At 61.1% G+C, this 14,367-nt stretch carries 16 protein-coding genes; 2 read left to right on the top strand and 14 right to left on the bottom strand.

The window, feature by feature from the left end:
• Nucleotides 1-11: 11 nt before the first annotated feature.
• From AB1555_08710 to AB1555_08645, 14 genes are all read right to left on the bottom strand, one after another.
• Complete coding sequence (locus tag AB1555_08710; GenBank protein MEW6246775.1) at nucleotides 12-521, bottom strand: hypothetical protein; 510 nt, start codon at nucleotides 519-521, stop codon at nucleotides 12-14.
• Between the two features lie 334 nt (nucleotides 522-855).
• Nucleotides 856-2,109: a pitrilysin family protein gene (locus AB1555_08705; protein ID MEW6246774.1), complete on the bottom strand. Its 1,254-nt coding sequence runs from the start codon at nucleotides 2,107-2,109 to the stop codon at nucleotides 856-858.
• A gap of 6 nt (nucleotides 2,110-2,115) precedes the next feature.
• Nucleotides 2,116-4,230, bottom strand: coding sequence for a polyribonucleotide nucleotidyltransferase (pnp, locus tag AB1555_08700; GenBank protein ID MEW6246773.1), 2,115 nt, complete (start codon nucleotides 4,228-4,230; stop codon nucleotides 2,116-2,118).
• Between the two features lie 228 nt (nucleotides 4,231-4,458).
• Complete coding sequence (rpsO, locus tag AB1555_08695) at nucleotides 4,459-4,728, bottom strand: 30S ribosomal protein S15 (GenBank protein ID MEW6246772.1); 270 nt, start codon at nucleotides 4,726-4,728, stop codon at nucleotides 4,459-4,461.
• Nucleotides 4,729-4,773: 45 nt separating this feature from the next.
• A complete protein-coding gene (truB, locus tag AB1555_08690; GenBank protein MEW6246771.1) occupies nucleotides 4,774-5,760 on the bottom strand; it encodes a tRNA pseudouridine(55) synthase TruB in 987 nt (328 codons plus the stop codon).
• A gap of 25 nt (nucleotides 5,761-5,785) precedes the next feature.
• The gene (gene rbfA / locus AB1555_08685; GenBank protein ID MEW6246770.1) at nucleotides 5,786-6,193 is read right to left on the bottom strand and encodes a 30S ribosome-binding factor RbfA; all 408 of its coding nucleotides are present in this window, start codon (nucleotides 6,191-6,193) and stop codon (nucleotides 5,786-5,788) included.
• A gap of 76 nt (nucleotides 6,194-6,269) precedes the next feature.
• Nucleotides 6,270-6,551 carry a DUF503 domain-containing protein gene (locus AB1555_08680; protein ID MEW6246769.1) on the bottom strand — a complete coding sequence of 94 codons (282 nt, stop codon included), beginning with the start codon at nucleotides 6,549-6,551 and terminating at the stop codon, nucleotides 6,270-6,272.
• A 32-nt stretch (nucleotides 6,552-6,583) separates the two neighbouring features.
• Nucleotides 6,584-9,229, bottom strand: a complete 2,646-nt coding sequence (gene infB / locus AB1555_08675) for a translation initiation factor IF-2 (protein ID MEW6246768.1) — start codon at nucleotides 9,227-9,229, stop codon at nucleotides 6,584-6,586.
• 12 nt (nucleotides 9,230-9,241) lie between these two features.
• Nucleotides 9,242-10,444 (bottom strand): transcription termination factor NusA, encoded by a 1,203-nt coding sequence (nusA, locus tag AB1555_08670; protein ID MEW6246767.1) that lies wholly within the window; start codon nucleotides 10,442-10,444, stop codon nucleotides 9,242-9,244.
• 26 nt (nucleotides 10,445-10,470) lie between these two features.
• Nucleotides 10,471-10,977: a ribosome maturation factor RimP gene (gene rimP, locus AB1555_08665; GenBank protein ID MEW6246766.1), complete on the bottom strand. Its 507-nt coding sequence runs from the start codon at nucleotides 10,975-10,977 to the stop codon at nucleotides 10,471-10,473.
• Nucleotides 10,978-11,058: 81 nt separating this feature from the next.
• Nucleotides 11,059-11,898, bottom strand: a complete 840-nt coding sequence (dat, locus tag AB1555_08660; GenBank protein MEW6246765.1) for a D-amino-acid transaminase — start codon at nucleotides 11,896-11,898, stop codon at nucleotides 11,059-11,061.
• Nucleotides 11,895-12,248, bottom strand: coding sequence for a protease inhibitor I42 family protein (locus AB1555_08655; protein MEW6246764.1), 354 nt, complete (start codon nucleotides 12,246-12,248; stop codon nucleotides 11,895-11,897). The genes dat and AB1555_08655 overlap by 4 nt, the downstream gene beginning before the upstream one ends.
• A 2-nt stretch (nucleotides 12,249-12,250) precedes the next feature.
• Nucleotides 12,251-12,571: a Rieske 2Fe-2S domain-containing protein gene (locus tag AB1555_08650; GenBank protein ID MEW6246763.1), complete on the bottom strand. Its 321-nt coding sequence runs from the start codon at nucleotides 12,569-12,571 to the stop codon at nucleotides 12,251-12,253.
• 44 nt (nucleotides 12,572-12,615) lie between these two features.
• Entirely contained in the window at nucleotides 12,616-13,110 is a 495-nt protein-coding gene (locus AB1555_08645) for a DUF192 domain-containing protein (protein MEW6246762.1), read from the bottom strand.
• A 243-nt stretch (nucleotides 13,111-13,353) separates the two neighbouring features.
• Between AB1555_08645 and AB1555_08640 the strand changes: the two genes are divergently transcribed.
• Together AB1555_08640 and AB1555_08635 are read left to right on the top strand one after the other, a co-directional pair.
• A complete protein-coding gene (locus AB1555_08640) occupies nucleotides 13,354-13,701 on the top strand; it encodes a 4Fe-4S dicluster domain-containing protein (protein ID MEW6246761.1) in 348 nt (115 codons plus the stop codon).
• A 289-nt stretch (nucleotides 13,702-13,990) separates the two neighbouring features.
• Nucleotides 13,991-14,329 carry a hypothetical protein gene (locus AB1555_08635; GenBank protein ID MEW6246760.1) on the top strand — a complete coding sequence of 113 codons (339 nt, stop codon included), beginning with the start codon at nucleotides 13,991-13,993 and terminating at the stop codon, nucleotides 14,327-14,329.
• The last annotated feature ends 38 nt before the right edge of the window (nucleotides 14,330-14,367 follow it).

Genomic DNA, 14,367 nt, shown 5'->3' with positions numbered 1-14,367 from the left:
GTCTTGAAGACTTATTTGAGAACCTTGAATCCGGTGATGGTCCGCCCGTCGAGGGTCACTTCCATCGCCACGAGGTCCTGGGACGCCTTGATGATCTGGTCCATAAGCGCCTTGTCCTTCACCGCCAGACGAACGGTCGTCGCAGCATGGTACCAGCCGGAGTACGGATTGTTCTTTTCCGTTCCGCCGGTGAAACCCCATGCGCAGCAGGTGAACAGCGGATCGGGCGGCTTGACGTCCAGATCGGTGGAAGAACGACCTGCCGGAGTACCTGACGCCGGCTCACCGGTGTTCCAGTACTGAATCCCGAACAACAGCTCCGTGTCTGGGTTGTCCGCCCATTGCGCCCACACGCGCCCCTTCAAAGTCTTGACGGGTTCACCCTTCAGAGGTTTTCCACCGACGACCTGCTCCGTGGGACCTGCAGCGCTGGGAGCGTCGGCTGCGGCCACAAACTCGGCCGTCATCAAGCCAGCACCGGCAAGCAGTGCAACTGCCGCTATGACTACGACCCTCTTCATACCTCATACCTCCTTCATGAATGACAAAACCGATTAAGAGCTGCTTTCAGAAAACGAAAATTCCAAATTTAAAATTCCCAGAACGCCTCAACGCGAGAACCGCGTGCCACACCCCCTTTCGTTTCGTCCCCGCCCCGCGCGTTTGAAGAAATAGCCTTTCTACGCTGAAAAACGCGGATATCGTACTGAAATCCCTATATGGTGTCAAGGGAATGTTTTGGGCCGCCTCTTCCCGAGACTCTATATCAAAAACTCTTGAAATCTCAAGTTCTTGTGAACGAGCTTGCCGATCACGAAACCGACCGGCAACGGTCGTTCGATAGAAGGAGGGTTCTTAGAGAAGAGACGGCTGGATCGCATTCCTGGAAATAGGTCCCAATGCGGTGATGGAGAGACTGCGGGGATCGAACAATTCACAACTCAAGCGGTGCACTTGTTCTTCGGAAACCCGATCGATTTCGACCAGCATATCGGCGAGGGACGTGTGGTGGCCCAGATAGAGCTCATCCTTGGCCAGCTTGCTCATCCGACTGTGCGAACTCTCCAGGCTCAACATCAGACCGCCTTTCATCTGGTTTTTGGCCCGATCGAGTTCCTTTTTCCCCACGCCGGAAGACCGCAGACGACTCAGCTCGCGGCAGACCAACTCGATCACGCGCGGCGCTTCTTTGGGTCTCGTCGCTGCGTACACGGTGAGGGTCCCCGCATCGGAAAAGGTCGAGAGGTAGGAATAGATAGAATAAGCCAGACCCCGCTTTTCCCTGATTTGCTGAAACAGTCGCGAACTCACGCTGCCGCCCAAGATCCCGTTCAACGCATGGGCCGCATACCGATCCTTATGCCCGGCCGGCACCCCCTTGAGCCCGAGACAGAGATGAACTTGTTCCAACGGTTTCCGCCGAACGATCACGCCGCCTTTGATTTCCGGCGGCCATCGGTCGGGCTGCGGAAAGCCGGTCGCTTTGAATCTGCCGAAGAAGCGGGCCAGCAACGGCTCGACTGTCTTGGTCTCAAAATTTCCAGCCACCGCGATGATCGTGTGCCGCGGATCATAGTGTCGCCGCGTGTAGGTCAGCAGGTTCTGCCGTCGCAGCGCCTTGATCGTGGCCGCATGTCCCAAGATCGGACGCCCGAGCGGATGGCGGGCCAGGGCCTGTTTGGTATGGAGGTCCTGCACAAGATCCTCGGGGTCGTCCTGCACCATCCGGATCTCTTCGAGGACCACCTGTTTTTCTTTTTGAACTTCTCTGGAATCGAAGCGGGAGTGATGAAACAGGTCCGCGAGCAATTCAAGAGCCGGCTCGACCTGCTGGTCCTGCACCTTGACGTAAAACGTCGTGGTCTCCCGGCCGGTAAAGGCGTTCATCTCTCCGCCGAGCGCGTCGATCTCCCGTGAGATCTGCGTCGCCGAACGTCGCCGGGTGCCTTTGAAAAACATATGCTCGATGAAGTGGGAGAGCCCCTCCTCGCCCTTCCGCTCATCGCGTGAGCCGACATTGACCCAAATCCCGATGGTGACCGATTTCAGGGTCGGAATCCGCTCGGCGACCACACGAAGACCGTTGTCCAACACGAGCTTTCTGTACACGTCTTGTTATCCTGCGGCAGGCTCTTTCGCGGCGGATGCCGAGGGCGCGGGCATCGCTTCCTTGCGGCTCAACCGAATCTTGCCCTGCTTGTCGATTTCGAGGACCTTGACCAGAATCTGATCGCCCTCGGACACTTCGTCGGAGACGGACTTCACGCGATGATGGGCGAGTTGCGAAATGTGCACCAACCCGTCAGTTCCGGGCAGGACTTCGACGAATGCCCCGAAATCCATGATCTTGCGCACCGTCCCCAAGTAGATCTTTCCGACCTCGACCTCTTCCGTCAGCTTGTTGATCATGTCCATCGCTTTTTTGGCCGACGCCTCGTCCACGGCGGCGATCGAGATGACGCCGCTGTCCTCCACATTGATCTTGACGCCGCACTCGGCGATGATGCTGCGGATGGTCTTACCTCCCGGGCCGATGACTTCGCGAATCTTGTCCTGTTTCACCTTCATGGTGAAAATGCGAGGCGCGAAGGGCGACAAATTCGCTCGAGGCCCGCTGAGCGCTTCGAGCATCCGCACGAGGATATGCAATCGTCCTACCCGGGCCTGATCCAGCGCCTGCCTCATCAACGCCGGCGTGATGCCGGCGATCTTGATGTCCATTTGCAAGGCCGTCACACCGTGCTTGGTCCCCGTGACCTTGAAGTCCATGTCCCCCAGATGGTCTTCCAGGCCCAGGATGTCCGAGAGCACCATCACCCGGTCTCCCTCTTTAATGAGCCCCATGGCGATCCCTGCGACCGGCTCCTTGATCGGCACACCCGCGTCCATCAGGGCCATCGTGCCGCCGCAGACGGTCGCCATCGACGACGATCCGTTCGATTCGAGGATGTCAGACACGATCCGGAGCGTGTAGGGGAACGTCTCCTTGGAGGGAATGACGGGTTTGAGGGCCCGCTCCGCCAGTGCGCCGTGCCCGACTTCCCGACGTCCGGGAGAACGAAGCGGCCTCGCCTCGCCGACACTGAAAGGCGGGAAATTGTAATGGAGCATGAAGGTCCGAGAGTATTCGCCTTCCAGCGCGTCCACCCGCTGCTCGTCCTCGGTCGTTCCCAACGTGACGACCGCGAGGCTCTGGGTTTCTCCTCGCGTGAACAGCGCCGACCCATGGGTGCGGGGCAAGACGCCGACTTCGCAGGTGATCGGCCGGATATCGGCCGGCCCTCGGCCATCGGCCCGCACGCCCTTTTCCAAAATCATATTGCGCACTTCGCTGTATTCCAGGGAGCGAAAGACCAGCTTGACATGCCGCTCGCGATTCGGGTCGTCGCTCTTGAGCTTGTCGATGGCTTCGCCGAGGATTTGATCCAGCCGTTCCTGCCGTGCGGTTTTGTTCGGAATCAGGATCGCGTCGCGAATGGGGCCCGCCACAAGCGCCCGCACGGCTTCCGCCAAAGCCGGATCGATCTGCTCGTTCACCACCGGTCGTTTGGGTTTGCCGGCCAGCGCCTGGAGTTCGACGATCTTGGCCACGATTTTTCGGATCTCCTCGTGCGCCAGCTCGATCGCTTCGATCATGACGGCTTCGGGCAGCTCGTTGGCTCCTCCTTCCACCATCATGACCGCGTCCGCGGTTCCGGCGACCACCAGGTGCAGGTCGCTCCGCTCGAGCGCATCCAGCTCGGGATTGATGACGAATCGCCCGTCCACACGCCCGATCTTGACCCCGGCTACCGGTCCGTTGAACGGGATATCGGAGACCGCCAGCGCCGCCGACGCCGCGGTGATCCCGATCACGTCCGACGAACCCGTCTTGTCGGCCGAGAGCACGGAGGCGATGACTTGCGTCTCGAAGTAATAGCCGTCCGGAAACAACGGCCGTAGGGGCCGATCGATCAACCGACTGGTCAGGACCTCTTTTTCCGAGGGACGCCCCTCCCGCTTGAAATAGCCGCCGGGAATCTTGCCGGCCGCGTAGGCTTTCTCCTGATAATCAACGGTCAACGGAAGAAAATCGATCCCCGGCTTCACGGTCTGCGACGCCACGGCCGTGGCCAGTACGACCGTGTCGGCGTAGGACGCCCACACGGCGCCGCCGGCTTGCTTCGCCACGCGTCCCGTTTCGAGCCTCAGCCTGCGGCCTGCGACATCTAGCTCCACTGTGTGTATCATCTATGGTCTCCCCTGGTTCCCTGTCCCACAGATGCCCACAGAGATGCGCTCAGCGTTCAAATCATGAATGAGGAATGTGGAATTCTGAATTAAAGGACCGCTTCTCACATTCCTCATTCAACATTCGTAATTCAACAGTGCTAGTCGGCTAAGCGCATGTCCGTGTTCACCTGTGGCGACAGCCGGTGAATAAACGCGCCGAAGCGCGGAAGCGACAGGAGCCCGGGATTACTTCCGGATTCCCAGTCGCTCCAGAACCGCCCGATAGCGGGCGTCATCGACGCGGCGCAGATAGTCCAACAGCCGCCGTCGCCGGCCGACCAAGTTGAGCAACCCCCGCCGCGAGTGATGGTCCTTCTTATGCAACTTGAAATGCTCCGTCAGGTAGCCGATGCGGTTCGTCAGGATGGCGATCTGCACTTCCGGCGAGCCGCTGTCCGCTTCGTGCCGCCGATACTGCCGAATCAACTCTGTCTTCGTTTCCTTAAGCAACGCCATGACTCTACCTAGCTCCCTTGTTGTCTCCCGTCCGCCCTACTCGCGTTAAACCTCGACCAACACTTTCTCGACCGCCACCGCGGCTTCCGCCAGGCCGTCGGACTCGCCGATTGCCTCAACTCCGCCCGGCCACGCGCCGATTGCGAGCAACCGCCCGGCTTGATCCTTGATCCGGACCGGCCCACGCCGGCCGGGCTCCCCGGCCGGAGAATCCCATTCCATAATCGCCCGCAACGGAACCGGCGCCCCGTGAACGACTCTCTGTGCCGTGCGCTGATCCACGATGACTGCGGGCATCGTTCGGAGCACCTCGTCCAGCAACAGCAGAGACTCGGCCAGCCGTCCCGTCACATGCTGACGGCCGATGTCCTCCACCGTGACCGCTTGCTCCAAGACGAGCGGTCCCACACGCCGACGTTCCAAGGCCAGCAAATGTCCTCCCACCCCGAGCGCATCGCCGATATCGACGCACAACGTCCGCACGTATGTACCTTTGGAACACCGCACGCGCAACGACACGTCGGGCACACGGACGTCCAACACCTCGATTTCATAGACGGTCACTTCCCGCGGTTCGCGCTCCACGATCCTGCCCGCTCGCGCCGCCCGATACAGCGGAACGCCCCCGACTTTCACGGCCGAATACATGGGCGGGATTTGCTTCAGACGTCCCTGAAAGCGCGCCACCGCCTCATGGATTCGCTTCTCGGTCAATCCTTCCAAGGAATGCGTCGTCAACGTGGCGCCGGTCGCATCCTGGGTATCCGTCGTCGCTCCCAGCCGCAGCACCGCCCGATATTCTTTGTCCCAATCCAGCAGATATTCGGCGATCCTCGTCCCACGCCCGATCAGCAGGGGCAATACCCCCGTCGCCGCCGGGTCCAAGGTGCCGGCGTGGCCGACTTTACTCTCCCGTAACAAAGTCCTCACCTTGGCCACCACATCGTGCGAGGTCCACCCGGCCGGCTTGTTCACGTTCAAAACGCCGTCGCCGACTTCACAGGTTCGAGATGTCTGGGCACCGTGCGCCATTTTTGTATACCCCCGCAGGCTTCCCCTATGAAGCGTCCGAAGGATCACAGTCTCGAGTCGCAGGACCCGACTCGGACGGCGCCGACTCGGCGTTGAGACTGTCAAGCAAGCGCAGCACCCGATCCCCCCGCGGGCCGCTGACATCCTTCACGAAAATCAGTTCCGGGGTATGGCGGATCGCCAGCCGCCGTCCCAACTCGGTCCGAATGAACCCGTTGGCTCTGGTCAGTCCGGCGAAGACCTCCCGCTCTCCTTCCTCTCCCACAATCGTGGTCACGTAGACGCGGGCCAGGCGCAGGTCATTGCTGAGCAGCACATCCGTCACCGTGACGGAGCGCAGGCGAGGGTCTTTCGTCCTGCGCATCAGGATGTCGGCTACCTCCATGCGGATTTGATCGGCCACCCGATCGGCACGCTTGTACGCGGTCTTCATCTCCGCCTCCCGCAGCTTCACCCCGTCCGCAGGCGCGCGTTCACGCAGACCTCCACCTCCGCGCCCGCCGCACACCTCATAACAGCTCGATCTGGGAACGCACGACCTGAATGGCCGGTACGCCGCGAATGACGTTCAGGGCCTGATCCAGAACCCGGTTGACATGGGTCCGCTCGTTCGAAACGCAGGCGATGCCGAGGATCGCTTTTTGCCACAATTCCTGCTCGCCCACTTCCGCGACGGAGACGTTAAACTTGCCGTGCAGCCGGTCCTTGAGACTCACCAGAATTTGCCGCTTGGCTTTCAGAGAGTGGCCGTCCGGAATGAACAGCTCGACTGTGCACAGCCCGACGATCATGCCTGCCGCCGCGGAGACACCGGAACCTTCGCTCAGAGTTTAGCCGCGACCTTGTCGAGGGTATAGGCCTCGATGATGTCCCCGGTTTTGAGATCGTTGAAGTTCTCGATGCTGATGCCGCACTCGTACCCCTGCTGTACCTCCCGCACATCGTCCTTGAACCGACGCAGCGAGCCCAGTTTGCCCTCGTACACGGTCACGTGGTCTCTCACGACCCGGACGCCTGCGCTCGCCCGGGTGATCGTTCCATCGACGACATAGCAGCCGGCGATGACGCCGACCTTGGGGATCGTGAAGAGCTGACGCACTTCGGCCCGCCCCAGCACGCGTTCCTTCAACGTGGGCTCGAGCAATCCTTCCATCGCGGCCTTGATGTCCGCAATGGCGTCGTAGATGATGCTGTAGAGGCGAATGTCGACGCCTTCCTGCTCGGCCAACGCCGCGGCCTTGGTTTCAGGGCGCACGTTGAAACCGATGATGATCGCCCGCGATGCGGACGCCAGGAGCACGTCGGTTTCCGTAATGCCGCCGACCCCGCTGTGGATGACGCGCAGCTTGACGGCGCCGGCCGGGAGTTTCTCCACCGCAGCCGCCAACGCTTCCGCGGAACCCTGCACGTCGGCCTTGATCACGAGAGGCAGTTCTTTGACATCTCCCTCCTTGATCTTGGCGTACAGATCATCGAGGGTGACTTTCGCGGGTCCCGCCAAGTCTGCAGCCCGCTGCTTGAGCGCCCGGGCCTCGGCAATCTCCCGGGCCACGCGCTCATCTTTGACGACTTGAAAGGCGTCGCCGGCCGAGGGGACGCCGGGCAGACCGATGACCTCGACCGGCGTCGAGGGCCCGGCTTCCGGCACCTTGCTGCCCGTGTCCGTGATCAACGCCCGGACACGGCCGCTGAACGTTCCAACCACGAACGCATCGCCCACGCGCAGCGTGCCGCTTTGAACCAGCACCGTCGCCACCGGTCCGCGGCCGCGGTCCAATTTGGCCTCGATCACGGTTCCTTTGGCAGGACGGTATGGATCAGCTTTGAGCTCCAGCACCTCGGCCTGGAGCAGAATCATCTCCAGCAACGTATCCAATCCGACTTTCTGCTTGGCCGAGACCTCGACCATGATGGTGTCGCCGCCCCAGGCTTCGGGAATCAGGTTGTGCTCAGACAGCGCGTGCTTGACTCGATCCGGGTTTGCGCCGGGCTTGTCGATCTTGTTGATCGCGACGATGAGCGGCACCCCGGCCGCCTTTGCGTGGTGGATGGCTTCGACGGTTTGCGGCATCACGCCGTCGTCGGCCGCCACGACGAGCACGACGATATCGGTGACCTTCGCCCCTCGCGCGCGCATGGCGGTGAAGGCCTCGTGGCCCGGCGTGTCCAGGAAGGTCACTTGCCTGCCGTTTACGCGGACCGTGTAGGCCCCGATATGCTGCGTGATGCCGCCGGCTTCCTGCTCCGTCACTCTGGTCTGACGGATCGCGTCCAGCAGCGAGGTCTTGCCATGATCAACGTGTCCCATGATCGTGACGACGGGAGGCCGCGGCTCCAACCGTTCGTCGCCGATCCCTTCGGCCGCTTCTTCCAGCAGTTCCTCGACCGCTTTTTCCGTCGAGACTTCGGCCTTGACGCCGAATTCCTCGGCGATCAGCACGGCGGCGTCCAGGTTGATGGGTTGATTGAAAGTCAGCATTTGTCCCATCTCCATCAACTTGCGGACGATATCGGCCGGGCGCTGTCCGATCAGTTCCGCAAACTCTTTCACCGTCAGACCGGCGGTCAGCTTGACGCTCTTCTTGCGGGGCTTGGTGATCTCGGCGACGGAGCTCGGCTGGACATGGCGAGAGCGGTCTTCCCTCCTGTGCACGGGGATCGCCCGCAGGTCCTCCCAGCGGGCCGCATCGTCCCGAAACCTGACGTCCTCTTCTTCGCGGGCCCGACCGGGCTTGCGGACTTTCTTGAGCTTGTCCTTCAGCCCGACTCCTTCGGGCTCGAGCGTCTCGATCGAGAAACTCTTTTTCTTCCCCACAGGGAGGAGCGGTTCCACAGCGGAGGCCGGCGCCGGCTGAGCCGGTTTGGTTTCGCGCAACTCGGGCTGAGGACCGACGGGCGCATGATCCAGCGTCCGCGTTGGAGGCTGCGCGCTCTCGATCTGGGATTCGACCTGCGGCGGCGCGGTCGCCTCGGGCGTCAGCGAAGGGCCGACCGCTCGGGCCGCGTCCTGCAGGGGCGGGCCAGGTTTGGCGGAAATTTCCGACGGTGCACCCGAGACCGTCTCCGCAGCCGCTTCTTCGGTCTTTTTTCGTTTGATCAGAATACGTCGCTTGTCGGGCTTAGGGGGCTCCTCGACGACCGAAGGCTGCAGTCGCGCAGATGCAGGTCTGCCTGAATCGCGCAACGTCTCCCTCGCCGAAGTCTGGAGCGCCGCGCTCGCCTCTTCCCTGTGAGAACGGCCTCCCCTTCTTTCCGTCCGAGACTCCGCCTGATCGCCTGCCTCCGCGGTCTTGGCGCCGCTTTTGACCGAGGTCTTGCCTTTCGGCGTCAATTTTTCAATGACGCGCTGCGCCGTCTCGTCGTCGAGGGCGCTGCTGTGGGAGGCGACCGTAATACCCATCCGCTTCAACTCGGGAATGAGCTCTCGGTTCTCCATGCCCAACTTCTTGGCCAACTCATACACTCGCATCTCGAACCATCCCTATTGGACCTCGCCCGCGGCTGCGGCTTCGGACGTCGCGGCGGCTTCGGCGGCGGCCGGCTCCACGCTGGCGCCACGGCTTGCCCGGGCCGCTTCCTCCTGTTCCCGTTGCGCCTCGGCTTCCTCCGCAAGGGCTGCCTTGATCTCCTTATCCCGCTCTGCCTTTTCTTTCTCGTATTCGGTCGCGCTGATGATATCGATCTTCCAGCCCGTCAGCCTGGCCGCCAAACGGACGTTTTGGCCGTTTTTGCCGATCGCCAGTGAGAGTTGCGAATCCGCGACGACGACCAGCGCGGATTTCTTCTCTTCATCGATCCCGACCTTTTCGATGGTGGCCGGGTTGAGCGCTTCCGCGATGAACACCCGCGGATCGGGCGTCCAGGCGACGATGTCGATCTTCTCTCCCCGCAGCTCCCGCACGACCGCCTGCACCCGCGACCCCTTGATGCCGACGCAGGCCCCGACCGGGTCCACGGCCTTGTCGCGCGACGCGACCGCGATCTTCGTCCGATCGCCCGGCTCCCGCACGATCGCCTTGATCTCCACGATCTTTTCCGAGACTTCGGGCACCTCCATCTCAAAGAGCTTGGCGACGAACTGAGGATGGCTGCGGGACAGAATCACTTGCACATCCTTGGGCGTGCGCCGCACTTCCAACAGATACGCCTTGACTCGATCCCCCCGTCGGTAGGTTTCCCGGGGGATCTGTTCCTGAACGGGAAGGATCGCTTCCGTCTTGCCCAGGTCGACCAGGTAGTTGCGTCGTTCCATGCCCAAGATGATCCCGTTGATCAGATCGCCCACCCGCGTCGCATATTCCTTTTGAACCGCCTCCCACTCGGCCTCCCGGACCTTCTGAAAGATCACCTGTTTGGCCGTTTGCGCCGCGATGCGACCCAGTTCGTCCATCTCGATCAACGAGCCGATCTCATCGCCGATCTCCGCCTCGCTGTCGAACTCTCGGGCTTCGGCGAGCGAAATTTCCGCTTTGGGATTGGTGACCGTGTCGACGATGACTTTCTTCGAGACGACCGAGATCTCGCCGGTTTTCGGGTCGATCTCGACCTGAATATTCTCGGCCTGCCCGAATCGTTTTTTCGCCGCGGTCTGCAGGGCGGCTTCGATGGCGCTGATCACTCTCGCCTTGTCGATGCCTTTTTCCCGTCCGATTTGATCAATGACCGCGATCAATTCTCTGTTCATGGCTCACCTTCGCCCTCTCGCACGCCCTAAAACTTCACCTCAGGCTTGGCCTCTGCAATAGCCTCCAACTCCAACCGGACTGTTTCCTGAACCGTCGAGTCCTCCAACTCCACCAACACCACGTGATCTTCGACCCCCACAAGCCGCCCGGCGATCCGCCACCGACCTTCGTAAGGAGCCTTCAGCTTCAGATTGAGGGATTTCCCGATCGCACGGCGGTAATCTTCGACTCGCTTCAAGGGTCGGTCCAATCCGGGGGACGACACCTCGAGCGTGTACGCATGCGGGATAGGGTCTGCCACGTCCATGGCCGGACCGAGCGACAAGTGCGCCTGCTCGCAATCGCGCAACGTCACGCCGCCCGGCTTATCGATGAAGATCCGAACGACCGTGCGAGGACCTTGTCCCGAACAGACGACGTCCACCAACTCCAAGCCGAGCGCCCAGAGAATCGGAGACGCGATCTCCCGGATGCGCTCAGCGACGCGCTGGGAGTCGTACACATATCCCTCCGCGACCGCCGCCGCAGCCATCACCGCAAACAAAAAAGTGGGCCAACGCCCACTTCACGCGGAAGCAAAATACCATGATACCCCTAGCAAAGCAAGGGGCCCTTATGCCGTCAGGTCGCGAAAACGCTCTCCCAAGAGATTCGCAACAGGTCCCGGCCGACCGGACCCGACCGCGATGCCGTCGATCCGGTTGACCGGCAACACTTCGACGGTCGTCCCGGTCAGAAAGACCTCGTCGGCCCCTCGCAACTCCGCTTCCGCCACGGGGCGTTCATGTACGGTGAGACCCTCCTTGCGAGCCAGTTCGAGCACCAGGCTCCTCGTCACGCCGGACAGGATACGCTCTCCCTCCGGAGCCGTCATAAGGACGCCGCGTCGCACGATCATCACGTTGCTGACCGCGCCTTCCGTGACCTCTCCGTTCCTGATAAAGATGGCTTCAAACGCGCCCGCGTCTTTGGCGCGCTGGCGAGCCAGAACGTTGGCCAATAGACTCACGCTTTTGACGTCGCATCGGCCCCAGCGGAAGTCCTGGAGCGTGATCGCGTCCACGCCGGACCGGAGGCTGTCGCTCAAGGGATGCAGTTCCCGGATTGTCATCACCACGGTAGGTTGGACGCCGGTCGGGAACAGATGATCTCTGGGCGCAGGCCCTCGCGTGAGCTGAATATACACCTTGCACTCCTGGTATCCGGCCAGGCGGATTCCCTCGGCGACCCGTTCCGTCCATTGGGCGTGAGAGAGCGGGCAGGGCAAGTCAATGGCCTTTGCGCTGCGTTCCAGCCGGACGAGGTGCGCATCCAGTTGAAACAGCCGGCCTCCGTACGTACGGATGACTTCGTAGACGCCGTCGCCGAATTGAAATCCGCGGTCCTCGACGGAAACGACGGCTTCCGCCAGCGGCATGAAGCGCCCGTTGACAAATCCGATATCAGGCATCATCGCCCCGCCGGGCGGTCGCCCCCGGAAAAGATCTGGACGAGGAACACGCGCCGATCCTCGGCTGTAAACTTCCAGCCCATCCGCTTTTCGAACACCACCCGGTGCGTACCCGGCGCGACCGCTTTGAATTCAAACGTTCGACGACCAGCATCGACCGCATTGCCGCTCGCGATCCGCAGAAAATCATCGCCGACCAGGACCAACGCCGCGGGATCGTAGGAAGGAATCCAGAGTTCCCCTCGGGTCCGATCTTCCCAAAGATGAATCTGAAACGGCTCGTCCACTCGAGACGCGAGCACCTTTGCGTCTCGATCCCGCTCGCTCGTCAGCGCCTCGCCCTGCCGATTCATGACTAGATTTTGCGCCGGCCGCCGACGAAGACGTCCTGCCCCTCGACGCGGACTTCATAGCTGCCGACGCAGTATCCGCCCCCATCCGTTCCCTGCCCGTTCCGCACGTCGAACGCCAGGTCATGCCACGGACAGGACACCACGCATCCCTTCAGCCGCCCTTCGGCAAGCGGGCCTCCTTCATGAGGGCACACGTTGTAAATCGCGTAAAACGTGCCATCGACGTTGAACAGCGCGATCGGTTTCTCATCCACGATCACGACCTTCGAGCGACCTGGAGGAATCTCGTCGACCCGCGCCACGAATTGAAACCCGCTCATCATTCAACCCTTTCTCAACCGTCAGCCCGAGGGCGCTCCTGAGGATTCTACAGCCGCAAGGCGAACTTCAACTCGGCGCCGGTCTGGAGATGCTCGCGACGGATCAGCCCGGCCGTCGCCTGAATGAGATAACGCGCGTGTTCCGGAGGAGGCCCGTAGAAAGGGCAGGGATCTTCCGCACAAGGCTCTGCATGTTCGACTAGATGGACGATGTGGCGACTTTCGTTGACCCAGATCATATCGACCGGAATGCGATACCCTTTCGTGCGGACGCGATGCGGACCGGAACGTTCAAAGATATAGAGCATCCCGGAGCCCTCGGGCAATCCCTCCCGGAAGGCAAGCCCAAACAGCAGTTTCTCGGGCGTATCGGCGACCTCGGCTTCGATCTGCTTCCCGCTCGGCAGCGTCACGACAATGATGTCGGAATCCTTGCGATTCCCGAGGAACAAGCTCGCGCTAATCAACAAAACGGCGAGCAGGATCAGGACTACTGCACGCTGTTTTTTCTGACGAGGATCGGAGCCCGCGGCATCAGTCATCGAGTTGCTCTCACATCAGGAAGTGCACACATTCCTCTTGCGAGGCTTGGGCCGAACGGCCCATCGTTATCAGCCGCATAGGTCTTCTGAACAGTCCGGCCGCTGTTGACTTAGAAAAGTACAGCGAACTAGAATGACATACTTTTTGTGATCTTAGAAGGCCGCGCTGAAGCGACCCGTTCAACTCAACGTTCGATCCGTCTTTTCTAGCACATCCGATACCGCGGGAAGGAGGCAAGGGTCATGGCACTGCTGATTACTGACGAATGCATCTCCTGTGGAGCCTGTCTCCCGGAGTGCCCCAACGAGGCCATCTTCGAAACCCGGAGCGATGCCGAGAGCAAAGGCTACCATGTCGGCGAGGGCCAGGGGGTAGGCGACAATATTTATGTGATCACTCACGATCGCTGCACCGAATGTGTCGGCCACTTCGACGAACCCCAGTGCGCCGCCGTGTGCCCGGTCGACAACTGTTGCGTTCCTGATCCGGCCTATCCCGAGACGACAGAGGCTCTCTTAGAGAAAGCGAAGAAGCTCAATCCCGACAAGGAGATCAATCCCGATAAGGTGTGGAGCGGGGTGCGGAATTAAACTGCCCCGACCGTCGGATCCACGACGGCTTTACGCACCGTCCTATAGTTCGCTCGAAGGCCTTCTCCCCTGCAGCAGGGGAGAAGGCCTTTCTGTTTGCTTTTGGTGCGCGCGAGCGATCCGCAGCGGCACGAACCAGCATATTCCTGGATTTTATAGTCGACAGAGCAGTACAATTTTGTGGTGAAGCGAGTTTGCCTTCAAGAGCCACCACGGCGGGCAGCCGATTATATCTCACAATGGAAACGTCCGGCCGAACGGACGTTGTCAGGCGCTCGGAGGTGAAACCATGAGACACAAATGGACGATGCTCTGTTTTGCTGCGTTGACCCTGTGGCTGGCGACACCGGCCGAGCCAAGCACGGGCGACCTCGGCTCCATCATCGAGCGCTTCGTGACGACCCGCTTCCCGGACGCGACCAGCCATTTCTGGGTGGTGAACAGCACGCAATGGGACGATGATGAAATCGTCGTAGACGTCAACACCGTTGTCCAGGAACGATTTAAACGAGAACCGACCGAAAGCCGGTTTCTTCTGTTGATCGTCGAGGGCAAGGTGGCCGGAGCACAGAACATCCCGCTCGACTCGCCTCCCGATTGTCAGCCGGAAGCGCAAAGCCAGACCTGAACAAGTTAGTACGGATCGCGAACCAAAAAAGAACCCCG

The sequence above is a fragment of the Nitrospirota bacterium genome (assembly GCA_040755395.1).
Classification (GTDB): domain Bacteria; phylum Nitrospirota; class Nitrospiria; order Nitrospirales; family Nitrospiraceae; genus DATLZU01.
This window is presented reverse-complemented; position numbering and strand designations above follow the sequence as displayed.

Coding starts and splice junctions, on each gene's coding strand:
- AB1555_08640 (MEW6246761.1), top strand. CDS start 13,354: ATGGCACTGCTGATTACTGACGAATGCATCTCCTGTGGAGCCTGTCTC.
- infB (MEW6246768.1), bottom strand. CDS start 9,229: ATGCGAGTGTATGAGTTGGCCAAGAAGTTGGGCATGGAGAACCGAGAG.
- nusA (MEW6246767.1), bottom strand. CDS start 10,444: ATGAACAGAGAATTGATCGCGGTCATTGATCAAATCGGACGGGAAAAA.
- rbfA (MEW6246770.1), bottom strand. CDS start 6,193: ATGAAGACCGCGTACAAGCGTGCCGATCGGGTGGCCGATCAAATCCGC.
- AB1555_08680 (MEW6246769.1), bottom strand. CDS start 6,551: ATGATCGTCGGGCTGTGCACAGTCGAGCTGTTCATTCCGGACGGCCAC.
- AB1555_08635 (MEW6246760.1), top strand. CDS start 13,991: ATGAGACACAAATGGACGATGCTCTGTTTTGCTGCGTTGACCCTGTGG.
- dat (MEW6246765.1), bottom strand. CDS start 11,898: ATGATGCCTGATATCGGATTTGTCAACGGGCGCTTCATGCCGCTGGCG.
- AB1555_08710 (MEW6246775.1), bottom strand. CDS start 521: ATGAAGAGGGTCGTAGTCATAGCGGCAGTTGCACTGCTTGCCGGTGCT.
- rpsO (MEW6246772.1), bottom strand. CDS start 4,728: ATGGCGTTGCTTAAGGAAACGAAGACAGAGTTGATTCGGCAGTATCGG.
- rimP (MEW6246766.1), bottom strand. CDS start 10,977: ATGGCTGCGGCGGCGGTCGCGGAGGGATATGTGTACGACTCCCAGCGC.
- AB1555_08650 (MEW6246763.1), bottom strand. CDS start 12,571: ATGATGAGCGGGTTTCAATTCGTGGCGCGGGTCGACGAGATTCCTCCA.
- AB1555_08645 (MEW6246762.1), bottom strand. CDS start 13,110: ATGACTGATGCCGCGGGCTCCGATCCTCGTCAGAAAAAACAGCGTGCA.
- AB1555_08655 (MEW6246764.1), bottom strand. CDS start 12,248: ATGAATCGGCAGGGCGAGGCGCTGACGAGCGAGCGGGATCGAGACGCA.
- pnp (MEW6246773.1), bottom strand. CDS start 4,230: ATGATACACACAGTGGAGCTAGATGTCGCAGGCCGCAGGCTGAGGCTC.
- truB (MEW6246771.1), bottom strand. CDS start 5,760: ATGGCGCACGGTGCCCAGACATCTCGAACCTGTGAAGTCGGCGACGGC.